The sequence below is a fragment of the Pseudomonas typographi genome, assembly GCF_014694385.1.
Taxonomy (GTDB): Bacteria; Pseudomonadota; Gammaproteobacteria; order Pseudomonadales; family Pseudomonadaceae; genus Aquipseudomonas; species Aquipseudomonas typographi.
The window spans coordinates 38,776-57,200 of sequence record NZ_JAAOCA010000038.1 but is presented as its reverse complement, the minus strand read 5'-3'; the positions used below and the strand labels follow the sequence as shown (position 1 = coordinate 57,200).

Annotated in this window: 17 protein-coding genes; 10 read left to right on the top strand and 7 right to left on the bottom strand. The window is 58.4% G+C overall.

Annotation, left to right across the window (positions count from 1 at the left end; all coding sequences use genetic code 11):
• From HAQ05_RS23420 to HAQ05_RS23400, 5 genes are all read left to right on the top strand, one after another.
• Positions 1-440: thiol-disulfide oxidoreductase DCC family protein (locus HAQ05_RS23420; protein WP_190425259.1), on the top strand; the 440-nt coding region annotated here is incomplete at its 5' end.
• Positions 428-835, top strand: coding sequence for a DoxX-like family protein (locus HAQ05_RS23415; protein ID WP_190425257.1), 408 nt, complete (start codon positions 428-430; stop codon positions 833-835). The genes HAQ05_RS23420 and HAQ05_RS23415, both read left to right, overlap by 13 nt.
• Positions 836-1,136: 301 nt before the next feature.
• Positions 1,137-3,521: a DUF3772 domain-containing protein gene (locus HAQ05_RS23410; RefSeq protein ID WP_190425255.1), complete on the top strand. Its 2,385-nt coding sequence runs from the start codon at positions 1,137-1,139 to the stop codon at positions 3,519-3,521.
• Between the two features lie 361 nt (positions 3,522-3,882).
• Positions 3,883-4,353: a MarR family winged helix-turn-helix transcriptional regulator gene (locus HAQ05_RS23405; protein WP_190425252.1), complete on the top strand. Its 471-nt coding sequence runs from the start codon at positions 3,883-3,885 to the stop codon at positions 4,351-4,353.
• Positions 4,354-4,412: 59 nt separating this feature from the next.
• Positions 4,413-5,660 carry a PrpF domain-containing protein gene (locus HAQ05_RS23400; RefSeq protein WP_190425248.1) on the top strand — a complete coding sequence of 416 codons (1,248 nt, stop codon included), beginning with the start codon at positions 4,413-4,415 and terminating at the stop codon, positions 5,658-5,660.
• Positions 5,661-5,687: 27 nt separating this feature from the next.
• On the opposite strand, the gene HAQ05_RS23395 is transcribed toward HAQ05_RS23400, so the two are convergent.
• Both HAQ05_RS23395 and HAQ05_RS23390 read right to left on the bottom strand, forming a co-directional pair.
• Positions 5,688-5,918: a hypothetical protein gene (locus HAQ05_RS23395; RefSeq protein ID WP_190425245.1), complete on the bottom strand. Its 231-nt coding sequence runs from the start codon at positions 5,916-5,918 to the stop codon at positions 5,688-5,690.
• A gap of 29 nt (positions 5,919-5,947) precedes the next feature.
• The gene (locus tag HAQ05_RS23390; protein WP_190425241.1) at positions 5,948-6,700 is read right to left on the bottom strand and encodes an SDR family oxidoreductase; all 753 of its coding nucleotides are present in this window, start codon (positions 6,698-6,700) and stop codon (positions 5,948-5,950) included.
• Between the two features lie 130 nt (positions 6,701-6,830).
• Here HAQ05_RS23390 and HAQ05_RS23385 point away from each other — a divergent pair, with 130 nt between their 5' ends.
• Positions 6,831-7,742 (top strand): LysR substrate-binding domain-containing protein, encoded by a 912-nt coding sequence (locus HAQ05_RS23385; protein ID WP_190425238.1) that lies wholly within the window; start codon positions 6,831-6,833, stop codon positions 7,740-7,742.
• Between the two features lie 58 nt (positions 7,743-7,800).
• On the opposite strand, the gene HAQ05_RS23380 is transcribed toward HAQ05_RS23385, so the two are convergent.
• Positions 7,801-8,595: an AraC family transcriptional regulator gene (locus HAQ05_RS23380; protein WP_190425236.1), complete on the bottom strand. Its 795-nt coding sequence runs from the start codon at positions 8,593-8,595 to the stop codon at positions 7,801-7,803.
• 133 nt (positions 8,596-8,728) lie between these two features.
• Between HAQ05_RS23380 and HAQ05_RS23375 the strand changes: the two genes are divergently transcribed.
• The 3 genes from HAQ05_RS23375 (at position 8,729) to HAQ05_RS23365 (ending at position 11,960) form a co-directional block, all read left to right on the top strand.
• A complete protein-coding gene (locus HAQ05_RS23375; RefSeq protein WP_190425233.1) occupies positions 8,729-9,886 on the top strand; it encodes an MFS transporter in 1,158 nt (385 codons plus the stop codon).
• Between the two features lies 1 nt (position 9,887).
• A complete protein-coding gene (locus tag HAQ05_RS23370) occupies positions 9,888-10,676 on the top strand; it encodes an alpha/beta fold hydrolase (protein WP_190425230.1) in 789 nt (262 codons plus the stop codon).
• 396 nt (positions 10,677-11,072) lie between these two features.
• Positions 11,073-11,960 (top strand): serine hydrolase domain-containing protein, encoded by an 888-nt coding sequence (locus HAQ05_RS23365; protein ID WP_190425227.1) that lies wholly within the window; start codon positions 11,073-11,075, stop codon positions 11,958-11,960.
• 138 nt (positions 11,961-12,098) lie between these two features.
• Here HAQ05_RS23365 and HAQ05_RS23360 read toward each other — a convergent pair whose 3' ends face one another.
• The gene (locus HAQ05_RS23360) at positions 12,099-12,992 is read right to left on the bottom strand and encodes a LysR family transcriptional regulator (RefSeq protein WP_190425224.1); all 894 of its coding nucleotides are present in this window, start codon (positions 12,990-12,992) and stop codon (positions 12,099-12,101) included.
• A 94-nt stretch (positions 12,993-13,086) separates the two neighbouring features.
• On the opposite strand from HAQ05_RS23360, the gene HAQ05_RS23355 reads away from it, so the two are divergent.
• Entirely contained in the window at positions 13,087-14,253 is a 1,167-nt protein-coding gene (locus tag HAQ05_RS23355) for an MFS transporter (RefSeq protein ID WP_190425221.1), read from the top strand.
• A gap of 540 nt (positions 14,254-14,793) precedes the next feature.
• On the opposite strand, the gene HAQ05_RS23350 is transcribed toward HAQ05_RS23355, so the two are convergent.
• From HAQ05_RS23350 to HAQ05_RS23340, 3 genes are all read right to left on the bottom strand, one after another.
• Entirely contained in the window at positions 14,794-16,167 is a 1,374-nt protein-coding gene (locus tag HAQ05_RS23350) for a transposase (RefSeq protein WP_190425218.1), read from the bottom strand.
• 114 nt (positions 16,168-16,281) lie between these two features.
• Positions 16,282-17,109 (bottom strand): alpha/beta fold hydrolase, encoded by an 828-nt coding sequence (locus HAQ05_RS23345; RefSeq protein ID WP_190425215.1) that lies wholly within the window; start codon positions 17,107-17,109, stop codon positions 16,282-16,284.
• A 69-nt stretch (positions 17,110-17,178) separates the two neighbouring features.
• A complete protein-coding gene (locus tag HAQ05_RS23340) occupies positions 17,179-18,360 on the bottom strand; it encodes an FAD binding domain-containing protein (RefSeq protein WP_190425213.1) in 1,182 nt (393 codons plus the stop codon).
• Positions 18,361-18,425 lie beyond the last annotated feature (65 nt).

The window sequence follows — 18,425 nt, the reverse complement described above, 5'->3', positions numbered from 1 at the left end:
TCACCCGCCCCACCCGCGCGCCATTGCTCGAACCCAGTGAAACCGTGGTGCTGTTCGACGGTGTCTGCAAACTGTGCAACGGCTGGGCAAGGTTCCTGATTCGCCATGACCGCAGCGAACGTATCCGGCTGGCCGCGGTGCAATCGCCCGAGGGCCAGGCGCTGCTGGACTGGGCAGGGTTACCGCTGGATGAGTTCGACACCATGGCGGTAATTTGTGACAACCATTACTGGGTGCGCTCGGACGCTTTCTTTGAGGTTGTCGCCGAACTGCCACGCCGGTGGCGCCCCTTGCGGCTGTTGCGTCACTGCCCGCGTAGCCTGCGAGATTGGGCATACGATGGCATTGCGAAGAATCGCTATCGGTTATTCGGCAAACATGACCGATGCGTGCTACCCACGCCCGACCATGAACGTCGGTTTTTGAAATGTTCGCCCTAAGCCCTGTGCTGCGCATTCACTGGGTCGCCCGGGCAAGCCTGGCCTTCATGTTCGGCTTCCACGGGCTGGTGCCCAAGCTGCTATGGCTAAGCCAGGGTGAGCAGGCCATGCTTCGGGCCCATGGCATAGAGCAAATCGCACTGTTCGCCCACCTGGCAGGGGCTGCGGAGATTGCGTTCGCCCTGTGGCTGCTGCTCGCGCGGCGCAGTGGGTTGCCGTTGATCATTGCCGCCACGGCGCTGCTGGGCTTGCTGGTGGATGTAGCGTTCTTCAGCCCATCGATGCTCAAAGAGGCATTCAACCCGGTTACCTTGAACGTAGCGGGTATGGCCCTGTGTGCGGTGGCTTGGTATAGCCGGCCAGAGGCAAACCCATTATCGAAAGCCTCAACCTAACCCAATAACGGAACAGCAAAGATCAACGATGGGCCGAGAAACCGCCCGATGTGACGGGTAGCTTCTCCGCGGGTGGTCGTGCGCCATCGACCTATAGGTGGGCGCCAAGGCCGCCAGCCGCCCAGGGCCATGTTGCTGCGAAGCTGGCTTTACTCATGGGCCATCGCTTGAGAGCCCGGATAGCGCGGCTACTCACCCAGCGCAAATATCAATAAACTGGGCTCTAGACTCTAAAGGCACTCAAAGCAGGCTATGTTCGCCATGCGCCGCCATCCAAACAGGTAATGAGAATGCACACGCCATGCTGAACCGCTTTGTTACTGGCCTATTAGCCCTGCTGTTGCTGTGCACCTTGCCAGCCTTCGCTCAACCCAGCCCTTCTCAAACCGGCGATTCCATCACACTACCGCTGCCAGCGGACGGTGCAACGCTGGAGCAGCTCAACGATCAACTCGATCTGATCCGGCAGAAAGTATCAGTGAGTGCCAATGCTGACCTGCTCTCGGACTTGCGCCAGGCGGCATTGCTGGTACAGAAACAAGCCGACACGCTCATCTCCCAACAAGCCGTCGACATCGAGCACCTGGACGGCCAACTTAACATTCTTGGCCCTGAACAGCCTGGCGAACCGCAGAGCATCGGCAGCCAACGTAAGGCGCTGACGGCTCAGAAGAATGCGCTGGTCGATGACCAGCGCCAGACCAACACCCTGAGCCAATCGGCCCGCGACTTGGCGACGCAAATCTTCAGCTTGCGCCGCAGCCTTTTCGACTCACAAATCACCACCCGCTCGGCGAGCCCGCTCAGCGTTGTGTTCTGGTCCACGATGATCCGCCCGACCGACGACGACCTAGGGCGTTTACGTGGCCTGTTCGATGATATACATAGCGCCGCCAACACCGCGCTGGCACCGGGTAAGCGGACTTTTTTCATCTCCATACTGGTCAGCGCGCTGTTGATCTGGGTGGTTGGCCGCCGCTTGATGGAACACCTGTTGGTTTGGCTGATGATCCGCTGGCTGCCCGAGGGCCGCCTGCGGCGAAGCGCGCTAGCGTTGGCCGTTGGCCTTTCGACCGTTCTGACCATCGGCGCAGCCACGTCCTTGCTGCGCTGGGGTATCGATCGCAATGCAGCGCTGAGCGCCGACGTGCTCAGCTTGCTCAACCAGATGCAGACGCTCATCATTTTCTGCGCTTTCATTGTCGGCCTCGGCCGCGCACTGTTGATGCGGTCTCATCCCTCTTGGCGTTTACCGCAGATACCTGACCAGATCGCCACCGCCATCGGCCATTTCCCAGTGTTATTGGCACTGGCGCTGGTGATCATTGGCACCCAGGAACGGATCAACAGCGTGATAGCCAGCAGCCTGGCGCTGACGGTGGCCGTTAACGGTTTGACGGCACTGGCCGTTTCACTTGTGTTTTTCTTTACGTTGTTGCGCTACCGCCGAACCCGTCGCCGGTATGGGCTGGAGCGTTTGCCCAGTTTCGCCGGCCTTATTCCCTTTGTCGTTGCGGTCTGGGTTGGGTTGAGCCTGCTGGCGTTGTTGATCGGTTATCTCACGCTGGCTTATTTCCTAACGGTGAAGCTGCTTTGGATGAGCGTGGTGGCTGCCACGGCCTACCTGTTGATTGCCTGCTTTGGAGATATCTGCGAAACCCTGCTATCGCCCAAGCAACCAGGCGGAATGGCGCTGGGGGCGGCGCTGGGCTTGTCCGCCCGCCACCAAGCACAGGCAAGTACCCTGTTGGCGGGCATTGGCCGTACGTTGCTGTTGTTTACCGCGATACTGCTTGCCTTCATGCCGTCGGGTTCTAGCCCAGGCGAGCTGCTCGAGGGCTTCACCCAACTGGATTTTGGCAACCAACCACTCGGTGGTTTGAATATCGTACCCAGCGACATTTTGCTGGCCCTCGCCGTGCTCATCGTTGGCATGATGGGCATTCGAATAATGAAAGAGTGGCTGGGCGAACGGCTGCTGCCAGAAACGACGATGGATGCCGGCATGCGTGCGTCGCTGGTAACCCTGGTTGGCTACATCGGGGTTGTGCTGCTCGGCATCGTGGTGATGTCTACGCTGCATGTGAGCCTCACCAACCTGACTTGGGTGGTCAGTGCGCTGTCGGTCGGGATTGGTTTCGGCCTGCAAGCGATCGTGCAGAACTTCATCTCCGGCTTGATTCTGCTCACCGAAAGGCCGGTTAAAGTGGGCGACTGGGTCAGCTTGGCCGGCGTAGAAGGCGATATTCGACGAATCAATGTACGCGCCACTGAAATCCAGATGTCCGACCGCTCCACGGTGATCGTGCCAAACTCCCAATTCATCACCCAGAACGTACGCAACGTGACCATGGGCAATGCGCTGGGGGTGGTCGGTATTACCCTGACCTTGCCGCTGGATACCGATGTGCTGCAAATACGGGAGCTGCTGCTGCAAGCCTTCAGAGAGCACCAAGCCATACTCGACGCGCCGGCACCCTCGGTGTCGTTCAAGGACCTGACAACCAGCGGGCTGATCATCAGCGCCAGCGGCTATGTCAACAGCCCACGTTCGGTGGGCGGCGCGCGCAGCGACCTGTTGTTCACCGTCCTCGGGCGCCTGCGCGAGTTGGGCATCGCCCTGTCGTCACCGCAAAGCATGGTGTTGGTCAGTGAAGGCACGGAAAAAGCCCGGGCTGAGGAGTGACGGGCGCTATGGGGGCGGTATACCCGCGCAAACGCTCGTTCACGGCGCTATATGCAGTTGGTGGCTTCGAATCAGTCGGCGAAAATCCGCAGGCCAAGCTGTCGGCCGTGATCGACTAAACGGCAAACTCGGTGGCCAGAGCCGTGATGAATTACATCACTTTCGGGGCCACCATCCTGGCTCCACGTGGGCTGCTTGATTACCAGAAACCGCTGGGCGTAGGGCGTGTTTGGGACGGGTTCTGATTCAGGCCAGCGGTCGCGCCTTAATGTGTTGCCCGTGCAAACACGTTCCCTAAAAGGCTGGCTCATTGGTATATACATTAGCCCTAATGTATATTGGATTGCACGAGGTGCTAGCTATGGTCCAAAAAATAATGCCCGGCCTAGGTGAGTTGCTCCGCTTTATTTCCGAGAAGGTCGAACGAGGCGCTGAGGTTCACTATGGGCACATGGGCCTGCGTTATCGAGCGCGCTACACCCCTGTGCTGCGAGCGATTCAATCTGGCGCCGATACCGTGACCGCGATCACCGCGAGCGCCCATCTAACCCAGGGTGCCATCAGCCAGACTGTCAGTGCCATGGAGGCAGACGGCCTGATTCGTCGCGTCCGGCTTGTGGACGGCCGAAAAAGCCGTATTGAACTCACGCCTCACGGCCTCCAACTGGTCGAGACACTGACAAGCCATTGGGCCGCGACTTTTGCCGTAATCGAGGAGCTGGAGGCGGAAATAGGCCATCCGCTGCGAAGTGTTTTGGTTGAAACCGCCAGCGCATTGGAACGACTTGATTTTTCGGAGCGGCTTCACCAAGTGAAGGCTCGCCGAGATTAAAGCTGCGGTGCCTACCTAATTGCATCACCGGTTCAATAGCTGATTGTACGGAGCTCCCCATGTCTACTGACAAAGCGTATTCCTTGGCCGACCCTGGGCTCACTATTCGGCGCCATTCAGGTGTTCTGGAAATTCCCGTGCATTACATGCGTGGCGGAACCTCCACGGGTGTGGTGCTGTGGGAGCCGCTTATGCCCCAAGGCGAGTCCCTGCGCGCTGAATTGTTGCGACATTTGATGGGCGTTCCACAAACAGGTCACCAATCGGGCAACCGGCAGATTACAGGGCTCGGTCGCGGGCCTGCGACCAGTAACAAGGTATTCCTGATGCGCGGCGAAATGACAGCTAACGGCCTTCGCCTGATCAGCACTCTCGCCCAGTTGGCCAGTGACCACGCGGATATAGACTGGAGCGTCAACTGCGGAAACATGTCCAGCGCCCTGCCGCTGTGGGCGGTAGATACCGGTTTGTTCCAGTTGCCGGCCAGTCAGAATTGCGAAATCGAGATAAAGAACACCAACACCGGGGTGCTGACAATTGCGCGCATGAAGCGCGATGAGCATGGCCAATTTGCCAATGCGGAGATTCCCGGGGTGAAGGGTGCCTTTCCCAGCGTCGATCTGTTCTTGCAGTCGCCAGTCGGCAACAAGACCGGGGCGCTGCTACCCACCGGTAAGGTGATCGATGTGGTCGCCGGGCATGAGGTCTCCTGCGTCGATGTGGCGGTGCCGATGGTCATTGCGCAAGCTAGCAGCTTCGGCAAAACGGGCCACGAACCCATCGCGGAACTTGAGGCCGATCAGCCCTTCATGCAAGCGCTGCGAGAGGTATGGATAGATGCCGGCTTGAAAATGCGCCTTCGTCGCAGGGACGGCGAATTGATGAGTCGCGCAGAGATCGAACGCAGCGAAACCATTCCGAAAGTATGCATCGTGGGTGCCCCGCGCAATGGCGGAAATATCGCCGTTCGTTACTTCACTCCCCAGACCGGCCACGCTTCAATGGCTGTTTCGGGCGGTTGCTGCCTAGCGGCTGCCTGTTTGATACCGGGCACAACCGCGCACCGAGTAGCCACAGGGATCGCGCCCTTGAGCGAGGAGTTTGCAGATGTAGAGGTCAGTATCGAGAACCCCGCTGGGCGATTGGATACCACAGTGGTTGCGGCGCTACGAGGCCGCGAAATCGATATCAAGAGCGCGGCCTACCGTCGTAGTGCGCAGATACTAATGCGAGGGCATGTACCACTTTACGGCGCCTCTTCCGAATTGGCTAATGCACTGGCTGAGTCCATCAGCACCTTGGATTGATGTACGTACGTTAAACTGGGGCCCACCTTAGCCGCTGGGTGCATGGTCCAGGGCACGCTCAATTGCCTTGGCGACAACGTGAAAATTCGGCAGGGACGATGCATCGACCGGTTGAATCCACAGGGCCATCCAGTCATTCTGGAACTCGATCAATATCAGTGCGCTTTTGTGAGTGTCGTTGACCAACGTCTGAGCCTGCACGGTGAGAGACGCCGCGACCAGGACGGCTGCCAGCAGGCTGCCAATAAGCTTTTTCATTTTGGATTTCCGGTTCAAAAGAGTGAAAGTCAGCCGTTCAGCGTGCGACCGCCGTCCACGATGATCTCGGTGCCCACAGTCCACTTGGACTCGTCCGACGCCAGGTACACCACGGCTTTGGAAACCTCCTCTGGCGTGCCGAAGCGGCCGAATGGCACAGTGGAAATGATTTGCTGGTTGACTTGCTCCCGGTACGCATCAGGGATGCCGAGTTTGTCGTACAGCGGCGTATCCACCGGCCCGGGACTGACCGCATTGATGCGAATACCCGCAGACAGAAGCTCACCAGAAAGCGTTTTGGACATGTTGAGCAGGGCTGCCTTTGTAGCGGCGTACACGGAGGAACTGGCCGCACCCACATGCGCGTTGATCGAGGTGTTCAGCACCACGGAAGCTGGATTAGCGAACACCGGCAATAGCGCCTGAATCAGGAAATAAGGGCCTTTGACATTGATCGCAAAAGACCGGTCGAACTGCTCTTCGGTCCACTGCTCAATCGGTACCCACACCGACACTCCGGCATTGAGAAATGCAACGTCCAGCTCGCCGTATTGATCCTGGGCATAGCGAGCCAACTTGCGTTGCGCCTCAACGTTGCCCGAATCTGCGCTGAATACTGCGACATCGCTACCCAGCTCAGCTTTGGCTCTGGCCATGGACTCGGGATTGACTCCCGTGACAATGACGCGGGCCCCCTCTGCGAGAAACTGCTTGGCCGTCTCAAGGCCGATACCGCTGGTACCGCCGGTAATAAGCGTACGTTTGCCATTCAGACGAGACATAAATGCTCCTGTCGGTGTGTGATGCGTTTCAGGTGTGAAGTCAGCGACAGAGTGCATTCATACGATCTCACTGATAAGACGCCCAATCTGTATATACTTCATGCAGTGACTGCATGAATGTGAGGTGGGAGTGGATCGGTTTCTGTTGATGTCGTGCTTTGCAAGAGCGGTGGAAACAGGGAGCTTTTCCGCAGCGGGCCGCCAGCTCGGGCTAGGGCAGCCCAATGTAAGCAGGTACGTCGCGGCGCTTGAAGAACACCTGCAAACGAGATTGCTGCACAGATCCACGCGCAAACTTGCGCTAACGCCAGAAGGACAACGGTATTACGCCGAGGTACGTCGCATTCTTGATGCTGTTGCAGAATCAGAATCGACCCTGCGCGGCAAGGTCGCTCCATCAGGGCTGTTGCGTGTTGCCTGCCCAACGGCCTTGGCTCATGCTTTTCTGTTACCTCACCTTCCCGCCTTTCTAAACCAATACCCCGACCTTTCCTTGGATTTGCAGATCAGTGATCGCTACGTCAACCTGATGGACGAAGGTGCCGAGCTGGCCATCCGCATTGGTCATCTTGAAGACAGTGCCCTCCGAGTGCGGCGCATCGGGGTGTTCGAGCGGGTATGTGTGGCTAGCAAAACTTACATCTCACGCCACGGTATTCCCAAGGTGCCGTCTGACCTCAAAAATCATGAATGTGTGATCTATACCCTTTTGTCTTCAGGTACGGCATGGCGTTTCAGAGACGAAGTTGTCGCGGTGAACGGACGCTTCAGGGTGAATTCGCCTGAAGCAGTCCAAGTAGTGGTAGAAGCTGGTTTAGGGGTTGGTCATGGACCACGGTGGTTGTTTGAAAAGGGGCTGGCCAGCGGTGATCTTCAAGTCATCCTGGGCCCATACAGCGCGCCGCCTGTCCCGGTTCAGATCCTCTTTGTGGCTAATCGACTGCTCCCGACACGGGCAAGCGTCTTTATGGACTTCATTGCTGAAACCTTCGCACAAATTCCTGCGCTGAATGCTCCACACATGCCTCTTGAAAGTGAGTAGCCCCCCGACGTTCTTGGTTAGAACAGTCGTCTATGGCTCCCAAATCGAACTCGCATGGCTAGCCAGGTATTGTGCTCCGGCCTTGAAATTCAGACGGAGTCATTCCCATCACCTTTATGAAAGCTGCGCTGAATGCCGCAACGCTTGCATACCCTGCGCGATGAGCGATCTGTTTGATCATCATCTTGTCCGCATTAAGCATCTCAAGTGCTGCCAGTATCCGCGCACGCTGCCGCCATTTCTTGAAGGTAATGTCTGTCTCTGCTACGAACAGCCTGGCAATCGTTCTAGCCGAGGAACCTGCTGCGGTAGCCAGCTCGTCGATATCCCTGATGCCCTGAATGTCTTCAAGCGCAAGCTCAGCAACACGGCGCGCGCGTGGATCGGTCGGCATTGGAATGAACGTCGTTGCATCGCCCGCCTCCGGCAATTCCAACAAGGCGATATGTGAGAGCAAGTCGAGTCGCTGAGCCGTGAGATTGGGCTGGAACATTGCCAGGATTGACTCGCGCAAAAGCGGGTTGACCTCGATCACAAACTCATTCTGCAAGGCTGTTTCACCACACTGTTTCACGATTCGGGAGGGCTCAACGAAGAAGGTTCTCATCTCGATGTCAGCCAGGACATCGATCGCATGCTCCCGAAACGCCGGCAACCATACAGCGCGCTGCGGCGGAACCAGCCATCGCCCGGAAAGAGTCGTGACCTGCATCAAGCCCCGGTAGGCATAAAGCAGCTGACCTTGCCGATGCACGTGATAGCCCAGCTGAGTGCCACGTCGATAACTGCGCGAGAGAAGCGATACCTCCATCTCGACCGAAAGAGGAGAATCAAGGTGAAGCGCACTTGGCATTTCCGCGATATTCCTTGGCTGCACATCGATAACAGGTCAGATTACGCTAGCAGCTAACTGTCCCCGATGAAAGCCTTCTGCCATGAACTCTCACGCGTCTGTAGATCCACTGAAACCCTCAAACACTCAGCCCATGCAACTCGCATTCAAGCTTTTTGCAATCGCCTTGTGCGGCTTTTGCCCTTTTCTGGCGGTGTATGTCACGCAACCACTTTTACCTTTATTGGCACAGGCCTTTTCGGCATCCGTTGGTGCGGTCAGTATTACAGTGACAGCCACCACCTTGGCTGTAGCGTTGACGGCGCCAATCATTGGGCTCATTGCCGACGCCCTTGGTCGCAAACGGGTCATTGTCGTGGCCATCTTCGGACTGGCCATCCCCATGGCGCTCGCAGCAACATCCAGCACCTTGAATCAGTTGATTGTGTGGCGATTTCTCCAGGGCTTGTTCATCCCTGGGATTTTCTCCGTGGCACTTGCCTACCTTGGAGAGGAGTGGAAGGGACCAAACTCGGGGCTAGCTACATCCGCCTACATTGCAGGGAACGTTCTTGGAAGCGTGTCCGGACGGGTAGTTGCAGGTTTCGTGGCGACGTGGACTGATTGGCACTACGCCTTTGTAGCCCAGTCAGTGCTTCTGGTTTTGGGTGGAGTTGCGGTATGGGCACTCCTGCCCGCGTCGCAGAATTTTGTCGCGCAACGTCATTTTGGCCAAGGCATCAGGGCGATGCTGGGCCATTTTAAAAATCTCCCGCTCATCGCTGTTTGGGCCATCGGCTTCAACACGCTGTTCGTCTTCGTTGCCGTGTTTACCTTCATCACGTTCCATTTGGCCAGTGCGCCGTTCAATCTCACGACTGTCCAGCTAGGATCGATGTTCTTGCTGAACCTGTTTGGTGCGGTTGCGACGCCTTTTGCTGGCCGTTGGATCGACAAGATCGGCTCCAGGACAGTACTGATCATTGCTCTGACCACTAGCGCCGTAGGTCTGCTGCTGACACTGATGCCCTACCTGCTGTTGACCTTTGTGGGTTTGGCGCTCATCTCGATGGGCGTGTTCGTAGGCAACTCCGCTGCGAGTACTCACCTGGGCAAAGTCGCCGCGAAGGCCAAGTCCTCAGCGGCAGGGCTTTACGTGTGCGCCTACTACTCGGGTGGCAGCGTGGGTGCTTATGTTCCGGGTTTCGCTTATGCCATGGGCGGCTGGCCCGCGTGCGTCATTCTCATTCTCTTCGTAATGGCCATCAGTGCCGTGATCGCCCTGCGCTTCTGGGCGCGTCAGGAGGCCTGAGATGAATAACGCAAAGGTCGAACATCCGGGCCCCCTGACATTTGTGCTTGTTCACGGCGCGTGGCACGGTGGATGGTGTTGGGACAGCGTGGTTCATCAACTGCGCGCACTGGGTCATAAGGCTTATGCACCGACGTTGACCGGATTGGGCGAGCGCTCGCATCTGCTGGACGTGAAGGTGGGGCTGGAAACCCATATTCAGGACGTGATGAACGTCATCGAATACGAGGGCCTGACGGACGTCGTGCTGGTCGGGCACAGCTATGGCGGAGTGCCTGCTATGGGTGCCGCAAGTCGATGCTGCAAAGCCCTTCGATGTCTCGTCATGCTCGATGCGTTGGTATTGGACCATGGAGAGAATGTTTTTTGCCATCTGCCGCCCTCGCGAGTGAGCGCCCATCTGACCAATGCCCTCAGATTCGGACAGGGTCATTCGATACCGGTACCAGCTGCTAAATCATTCGGCGTGGTATCGCAAGATCACAAGGAGTTGATCGAAGCCCGGTGCACACCGCATCCGCTGAAAACCTATGAGGACTTGCTGGTAGCGCCAAACGCTTCTGGGATGAACGTACCCAAGATATACGTGTATTGCGCCACTCCCTCGTATGAACCGCTTGCACGCAGTCGGGCTCGTGTACAAGCGCGTCCAGACTGGGCATGGACCGAGATCGCAACCGGCCACAATGCAATGATGAGTGCCCCAGATCTGCTGGTTCAAAAGCTGCTGGACCTTGCGACTGGGCGTAGAAGAAACCAGCCTGATTTGGAACCACACAGCTGGCTTTAGGCTACTTTCAACTACACACTGCCATGACTGTATTTAGCGGAGAAAGCTGGTCAATGGCCTCGCACACCATCCTATGAGCCGTCATTCGGCCGATTGGCTGATCAAGGGCGACCTTCTACTAGAAGTCATGGCAGTTGTCGGTGCACACACATCGCCTCACGAATCCGCCTTCCTCAGGACTTCAATCACAGGTCTAGCATTCAGATGTTGGTTGACGTGTAAGCGCTCCGGCACTGACCACCAAAAGTTGTGGATTCAACCGGTCGATGCAACGGTCTAAAGGTAACCCCGCAAGAGGAGTGTTTCGGGCCAGCACAGGCGGCTGATTTTACATTCCAGCGAGTGGCTGGGATATCTTGTCGAGCAATCGACCCACTTAGCACATCCAGGACGCCAATGCTCAGATCGCTCGTGTCACAGGGTCAGCCACCCACACCTGAACCATCTGGAACGATGATTCCCTGGTGGAGCTTCACAAAGACAGTCCTTGCTACGACAGCCCTCTCATTGGTGCGTGATGGCCAGGTCGGATTGGACACCGAAGTGCTCGATCAGCCTTTTACGTTACGCCAGCTACTGCGGCATGAGGCTGGCCTGGCCGATTACGGCGAACTTGCGGGGTATCACGCTGCCGTCGCGAATAGTGAGCCAGCGTGGTCGGCAGATGAAATGATGCAACGTCTTGACGGTCTTCGCCTGCGATACAATCCTGGTACGGGCTGGCGCTACTCAAATGTTGGTTACTTGCTTATTGGCAGGCTTATCGAACAGCTTACTGACCTGGCGCTGGAGGAAGCAGTAGATCAGCGAGCAATAATACCCCTAGGCCTTTCTGGTGTTCGGTTCGCGAAAACACGGGCAGATCTACAAACGACTGTGCTTGGAGTCACCTGTAATTATGATCCCGCTTGGGTCTACCACGGTTTGCTGATCGGCCCCGTTTCGCAGGCAGCGCTGTTCCTGTATCGACTCTTTGCCGGGAAACTTCTCTCTCAGGACCTGCTCCAGGAAATGCAGACAGTACGAACGTTGGGCGGCCCGATTCCGGACCGCCCTTGGATCATCCCAGGCTATGGACTTGGAGTGATGAAGGGTTCAATTAACGGCGGATTCTCTCTATGTGGACACACAGGATGCGGCCCCGGTAGTACCATCGCCGTGTACCGTATCTCCGACGGTGATGTATCGGCTTGCTGTGCCGTTTTTGATACAGGTGCCACTGAAGGTTATATCGAGGATCTCGTTGCGGGAACGCTTGTAAAAGCGCTGCGGCGTAATAGCTGAAGAAATCCAGTCATTGTGGTGACAACTTTACAGTCTGCACAACGACCGCCTCGGGTCAATAGCACCCGCTCACCCACTCACTTCAAATGGGCACAGCACCCACTAGCATCCTTTGTAAAAAACCAAGCAAAGAACCGCCTATATCCGGTGATGCTCCACCAAAAAGTCCACGAACACCCGTACCCGTGCCGGCATTGCCGCGCCGCCGACGAACACCGCGTGAATCGGTTCCCTGTCGCCGGGGTTCCAGTCTTCCAGCAGTGGCACCAGATCACCACGCCGGAGATCCTCGGTCACGGTGAACTGGCCGATGCGCGCGATACCGGCACCTAACCGGGCCAGTTGCGCTAGTGCCTCGCCACTGCTGCATTCGATGTTGCCGCTGATCTTCAGGGAAAACTCCTGGCCGGCACGGATGAACGGCCAGTTGGGTTCGGCACGGCGGAAGTTGAAGCGCAGGCAGTTATGCCGCCGCAGGTCTTCCGGTTCTTGAGGCGTGCCGTGGCGCTGCAGGTACTCAGGTGAGGCCACCACGACCTGGCCAGTGTCGCCGATTCGACGTGCGGTCAGGGGGCTGTCGGGCAGGTGGCCAAAGCGCACCGCCACATCGGCCTGGCCGCCGAGGATGTCGACCACTTCGTCGCCCAGGGTGAGGTCGACAACGATGTTCGGGTAGCGGGCGCTGAACGCCGCCACCAAGGGCACGATGGCCAAGCGACCGTGACCGAGAGCAGCGCTAACCCGCAGCCGGCCCTTGGGTACGCCCTGGTCGGCGATCGCGTCTTCGACCTCGGCCATGTCGGCCAGGATGCGCCGGGCGCCCCGCAGGTACGCCTCGCCCTCGGCGGTGAAGGTGATCGCGCGGGTGGTGCGCAGCAGCAGGCGGGTGCCGAGGCGCTGTTCGGTGCGCGCGATGATCCGGCTGACCGCCGAGGGTGTGAGCCCCAATGCCCGCGCGGCGGCCGACAGGCTTCCCTCCTGCGCCACCTTGGCGAATACCGCCATCTCACCCGACCTACCGTTGACATCCATTTGTGCCTCGTACGCAAAGGTGCTTGCCAAAAATACGGCCTACCGCCTGTAAAGGGCAGATCGTAGCATTCGCGGCATAGATGAGGAGTTTTCCATGCGTATCAATCCACCACTTGTCGCGCTCGCCGTCGGCGCCTTTGGCATTGGCGTCACCGAGTTCGCCCCCATGGGAATGTTGCCGGGCATCGCGGCCGACCTTGGCGTTTCCATTCCCGCCGCAGGCCTGTTGGTCAGCGCCTATGCCCTGGGGGTGCTACTCGGCGCGCCATTGATGACCCTGACCACCGGCAAGATTCCCCGGCGCTACCTACTGATCGGGCTGATGGCCATTTTCACCCTGGGTAACCTGATGTCGGCCTTGGCGACCGATTACACCAGCCTGTTGGTCGCCCGTGTGGTCACCTCGCTCAACCATGGCGCGTTCTTTGGTGTCGGTTCCATCGTCGCCGCCAGCGTGGTTGCGCCGGACAAACGTGCTGGGGCGGTCGCTGCAATGTTCACGGGCCTGACGCTGGCGACCATCGGCGGTGTGCCGCTGGCCACTTGGTTTGGCGAACTGCTCGGTTGGCGTACTGCATTCTGGGGCATTGCCGGTCTAGGCGTGGTGACCATGGCCGCGTTGTGGTTCGCCCTGCCCAACCTGCCGCTATCGCAAAGCGACGGTGTGCTGGCCGAAATCCGGGTACTGGGCCGCGGCCCAGTGCTGGCGGCACTGGCGCTGACCGTGGTCGGCTCGGGTGCGATGTTTACCGTCTTCACTTACATCGTGCCGATCCTAAGCAGTGAGGCTCATGCGTCCACGACCTTCATCACCGCCATGCTGGTGCTGTTCGGCGTCGGCCTGACCCTGGGCAACATGTGGGGCGGCAAGGCCGCGGACCACTCGATCGACCGCACCCTGATCGTTTCGCTGAGCGTGTTGGTTCTGGTATTGCTGGCGTTCACCGTCCTGATGCGTTGGCCGCTGCCGGCTGCCGTGAGCATCCTGGTGTGGGGTATCGCCAGCTTTGCCCTGGTACCCCCGCTGCAGATGCGCGTGATGGAAGCCGCCAAGGACGCGCCCAATCTGGCCTCGGCGGTGAACATCGGTGCGTTCAATTTTGGCAACGCGATAGGTGCGGCGCTGGGCGGTGCGGTGATCAACGCCGGGCTGGGCTATCCAGCGATATCCCTGGCTGGAGCCGCGATGGCTGGCCTGGGGCTGCTGATGGTCCTGGCGTTTGCCTGGCGTTCCAGAGCTGTTTCGGCTGCGGCGGTGTAGAAAAGATGGAGGGGGAGGGGGTCGCTTTTCTGCCTGCGGCAGCACGTTTTCGGGCCAATAGCAAACGTTCACCACCGGCAGCTTCATGAGAAGACAAGGAATTAGTTCCTGCGATAGCTCTTCTTTCCGGCAGGCGTCTAACCCAAGGCGAAGCTGCCAAGGAGCGGATCCAACAGGGATAGCATACAGGCCAGGGCGGGTAGCGGTTCAGATACCGAATAACTGCCGGGGGAACCCATTGTTGGACGGCAGGCCAAGCGGTGCGAACGGGCAGCCAGGCAAATCGGGCTTCGTGTCTATCATGTCTGCCACCTGACCGCAGGGGATCTGCCATTGCGCGGCTGGTCAATAGCTGCCTGTCGTGAGGGGCAGCTAACGACCGATTCTGTTGAAAAAGTCGGATTTTCAAATGGCCTGAACTCAGGCACGACCACCACCGAAGAACCTACTCACCACATTGAGTGGTTTTTCGGCCCTTCGGTGACCTTTGCTGCTCTGCTAGTGGGTTAATTTGAAGTTGTTTGCTTGGTGCAGGCGCACCTATCCCGTGACTGGTGGCCCTTGAGATGAAAATTTGGCGAGCCGTCGCAGGTTCTGCACCGCAGCGGCCAGCGTGAACTCATCCGTCGCGCCACTCATGCCACGTAGCCGCAGGCGATCCAATTTCAGGATGCGCTTGAGGTGGGCAAACAACATTTCGACCTTTTTACGTTCGTGGCGAGAGCGCTGATATGCCGGCGTTGCGGCAATGCGCCGAGCCACATCGCGAGCGGCTTCATGGACGCTGCGAGCGATCTTGCGAGTCGAAGTGTTCGGGCAGCACCTGGCTTTCATCGGACATGTCGCGCAGTCGGTCTGTCTGGATCGGAAGATGATGGTGTTGGCTTTGGTGACGTGCGAACGCTCGTTCTTGAAGGCTCGCCATTCGCTGCGCAATGGGTTGCCGGCTGGGCAGCGGTATTCCTCGGCCTCTTCATTCCAGTGGAAATCGTTACTCGAAAAGCTGTCGTTCTTGCGCTCAGTTTTGTCCCACACCGGCACATGCGGCTCGATGTCTTTTTCCTCCACCATCCAGGCCAGCATCGGCGCGGTACCGTAAGCGGTGTCGCCAATGAGGCGTTCCGGCTTGATGTCGAACTGCGCTTCGACCCGATCGATCATCGTCTTGGTGCTCTCGACCTCTGCGGTTCGATGAGCCGGTGTGGGTTCCACATCCATGATCACGCCGTGCTCGGTATCGATCAGATAATTCGTGGAGTAAGCGTAGAAAGCAGGGCCGCCTGGAGCAGCCGTCCAGCGGGCCTGAGGATCCGTCAGCGACAGGCGTTTCGGTAGCGTTTCGGCCAAAGCCTCCTCATCGAGGCCTTCAAGGTACTCACGCACGGCGCGAGTGCTCAGGGCCGGATCGCTCCAGTTGATCTGTTCATCACCCGGTACGCCGCGCTGCCGACTCGCATCCGCCTTGATGATGCTGGCGTCCACGGCAAAGCCTTCACCTTTGACCAAGCCTGCGTCCATGCAACGACGCAGCACTTCATTGAACAACCAGCGAAACAGATCGCTGTCCCGAAAACGGCCGTGTCTATTTTTGGAAGAGGTCGAGTGGTTGGGGACTTCATCTTCAGGGCTTAACCGGCAGAACCAGCGATACGCCAGGTTCAAATGGGCCTCTTCGCACAGCCGCCGCTCTGAGCGAATGCCGTAGCAATAGCCCACGATCAGCATGCGGATCATCAGTTCAGGATCAATCGACGGACGCCCGATAGGGCTATAGAAATCGGCGAGGTAATGGCGCAGGTCACTCAGATCGAGACACTGATCAATGCTGCGCAGAAGATGATTGGCTGGGATGTGATCTTCAAGGTTGAACGAGTAAAACAGTCGCTCCTGCCCACTCGATAACTGTCCCATCATGCTCTGTGATCCCCCGCCGGCCAATGAAGCAATTTTGCCGCAGGTCAAACAGGGGAGCTACTTTTTCACCAGAATCGGTAACTACCGGGAAGCAGACCTGAGCGTCTCGATAGTTTATTGCCGAGCAAAGGCCAGAAGGTCGGTATTAAGATGTTCCTGATGTGTCGCAGCTAGGCCGTGAGGTGCGCCGGCATAGATCTTCAGTGTGGCGTTAGGTAGAACTTTCACCGTCAGCTCTGCTGCATGTTTGATCGGCACGATCTGGTCATCGTCGCCATGGACCACCAGCGTCGGCACGTTGATCTTCTTCAGATCCTCGGTGTAATCGACCTCGGAGAACTCATGCACGCTGGCGTATTGAGCAAGAATGCCGCCGTTCATGCCCTGCTGCCAGAAGCCCTGGCGCAAGCCTTGGTTGATCTCTACGCCTTCACGATTGAACCCGAAGAATGGGATGGCTAAGTCCAGGTAGAAATTGGAGCGGTTGTCGAAGACCTGTTTGCGGATGCCATCGAACACGGAAATGTCCAGGCCGCCGGGCCACTGTTCTGTGGAGACCATGATCGGGGGCACCGCACCGAGTAACACCACCTTGGCCACGCGGCCGGTGCCGTGCCTGCCGATGTAGCGGGCGACTTCGCCGCCGCCGGTTGAGTGCCCGACCAGAATGGCCTCCTTCAGATCAAGCGACTCAATGACCGTGGAAAGATCATCGGCCCACGTGTCCATGTCGTTGCCGACTGCGGGTTGATCCGAACGCCCGTGGCCGCGCCGGTCATGGGCGATCACGCGATAACCCTGCTGCACCAGGAACAGCATCTGCCCGTCCCAGGCATCCGCGCTTAGCGGCCAGCCGTGCGAAAACACGAAGGGCTGGGCATCTTTGCGGCCCCAATCCTTGTAAAAGATGCGGGTGCCGTCTTGGGCGGTAATAAAGCTCATGGTGATTCTTCTCGGTTGAAAAGCAGTGGGATGGAACGTTGATGTCTGGTGGTGCAGAGGCGGTACCGCCTAGCTGATCCGTGTGGCCGGTGGCTGCTTGAAGAGCAGGTAGTCCCCGCTCTGACGCCCTTGGGTTTCCAGGTATTTGCCATAGTGGATCTGCGCCGGTTCCCAGCGCTGCAGCGCGCCTTCCACATCGTTGGGCGTTGCTTGCAAGGCATCGACAAGCGCCAGCGCGTTGGCGGCAGCCTTAGAGGTACTCGCGGCGGTGTGAGGCCTCGGAATCGCCGCGGCATCGCCCAGGATGAGCACTCGCCCGGCCACCATGTGGTCTGAAGCGAGGTCGCGTATGGCCTGGGCGAAGGGCTCTTTTGTCGCTTCAACAATGCTGCGGAACGGAAGCGGCAACAGTGCCTCGGCGTCACGCAGGAGATGCGTCTTCCATCGGTCTGCCAGTTGGCCTTCTGGAATGGAATAGCCGCGCTGGCGTCCTTGCCGATCGGTCGTGATCTCGCCAAGCAACGCAGCGTCGGCGACGCGATACCACACCCAGTTGTACAGGCGGTGGCCTTCGCGCACGTCGTTGTTCTCGCCGGGCACGAGGTAGCCAAGAATGTGCGAGCCAGCATTGTTGGCAAAGCCAAAATCGCCATGCAAGCCTTCGCGCGCCGGCATAGGCATCTCGTTTTCCGGCACCAGTCCGCGCCAGGCCAGGTAGCCGGCATAACGGGGCCGCATCTCGGGCCAGAAGAGCTGGCGCACGGACGAGTTGCCGCCGTCGGCCCCGATCAGGAGGTCACCGACTTCCGCCGAGCCATCGGTGAAGTGGGCTGTGACGGTTCCGGCATCCCGGTCCTGCTCGACTCGCTCCAGCGTTCTGCCCTGGTGATAGTGCGCATCACCGAAGGCCGTGCGCAGCGTGGTGTAGATCAATGACCAGGAGGTCTGGACTTGCGGCGCGTAGTGCTTGGACTGAATCGAGCCGTCCGGTCGAAATACAGTGCGGTAGGTCGACTGGACACCCAAATTCATGGATGCAAGGTCGATACCGCTTCGCCGGAACACCTCGACCACGTCCGGCTGCAGGACGATGCCGCCGCCGCGGCTGTCCAGATCGTGGGCAGAGCGCTCGAAGACATCAACGTCCCAGCCGATCCGACGCAGGAGGTTGGCGGTAAACAGACCGCCGAGCGAGCCGCCAATAACCAGCGCTCGGGAACGACGGGAAGGTGTGGATGTTGGGATGTTCATGGGCAACTCCTTTTCGGTGTTGCCACTTTGCCCGAAGCCATTAAAGATGATAATCAGGTCTTTTT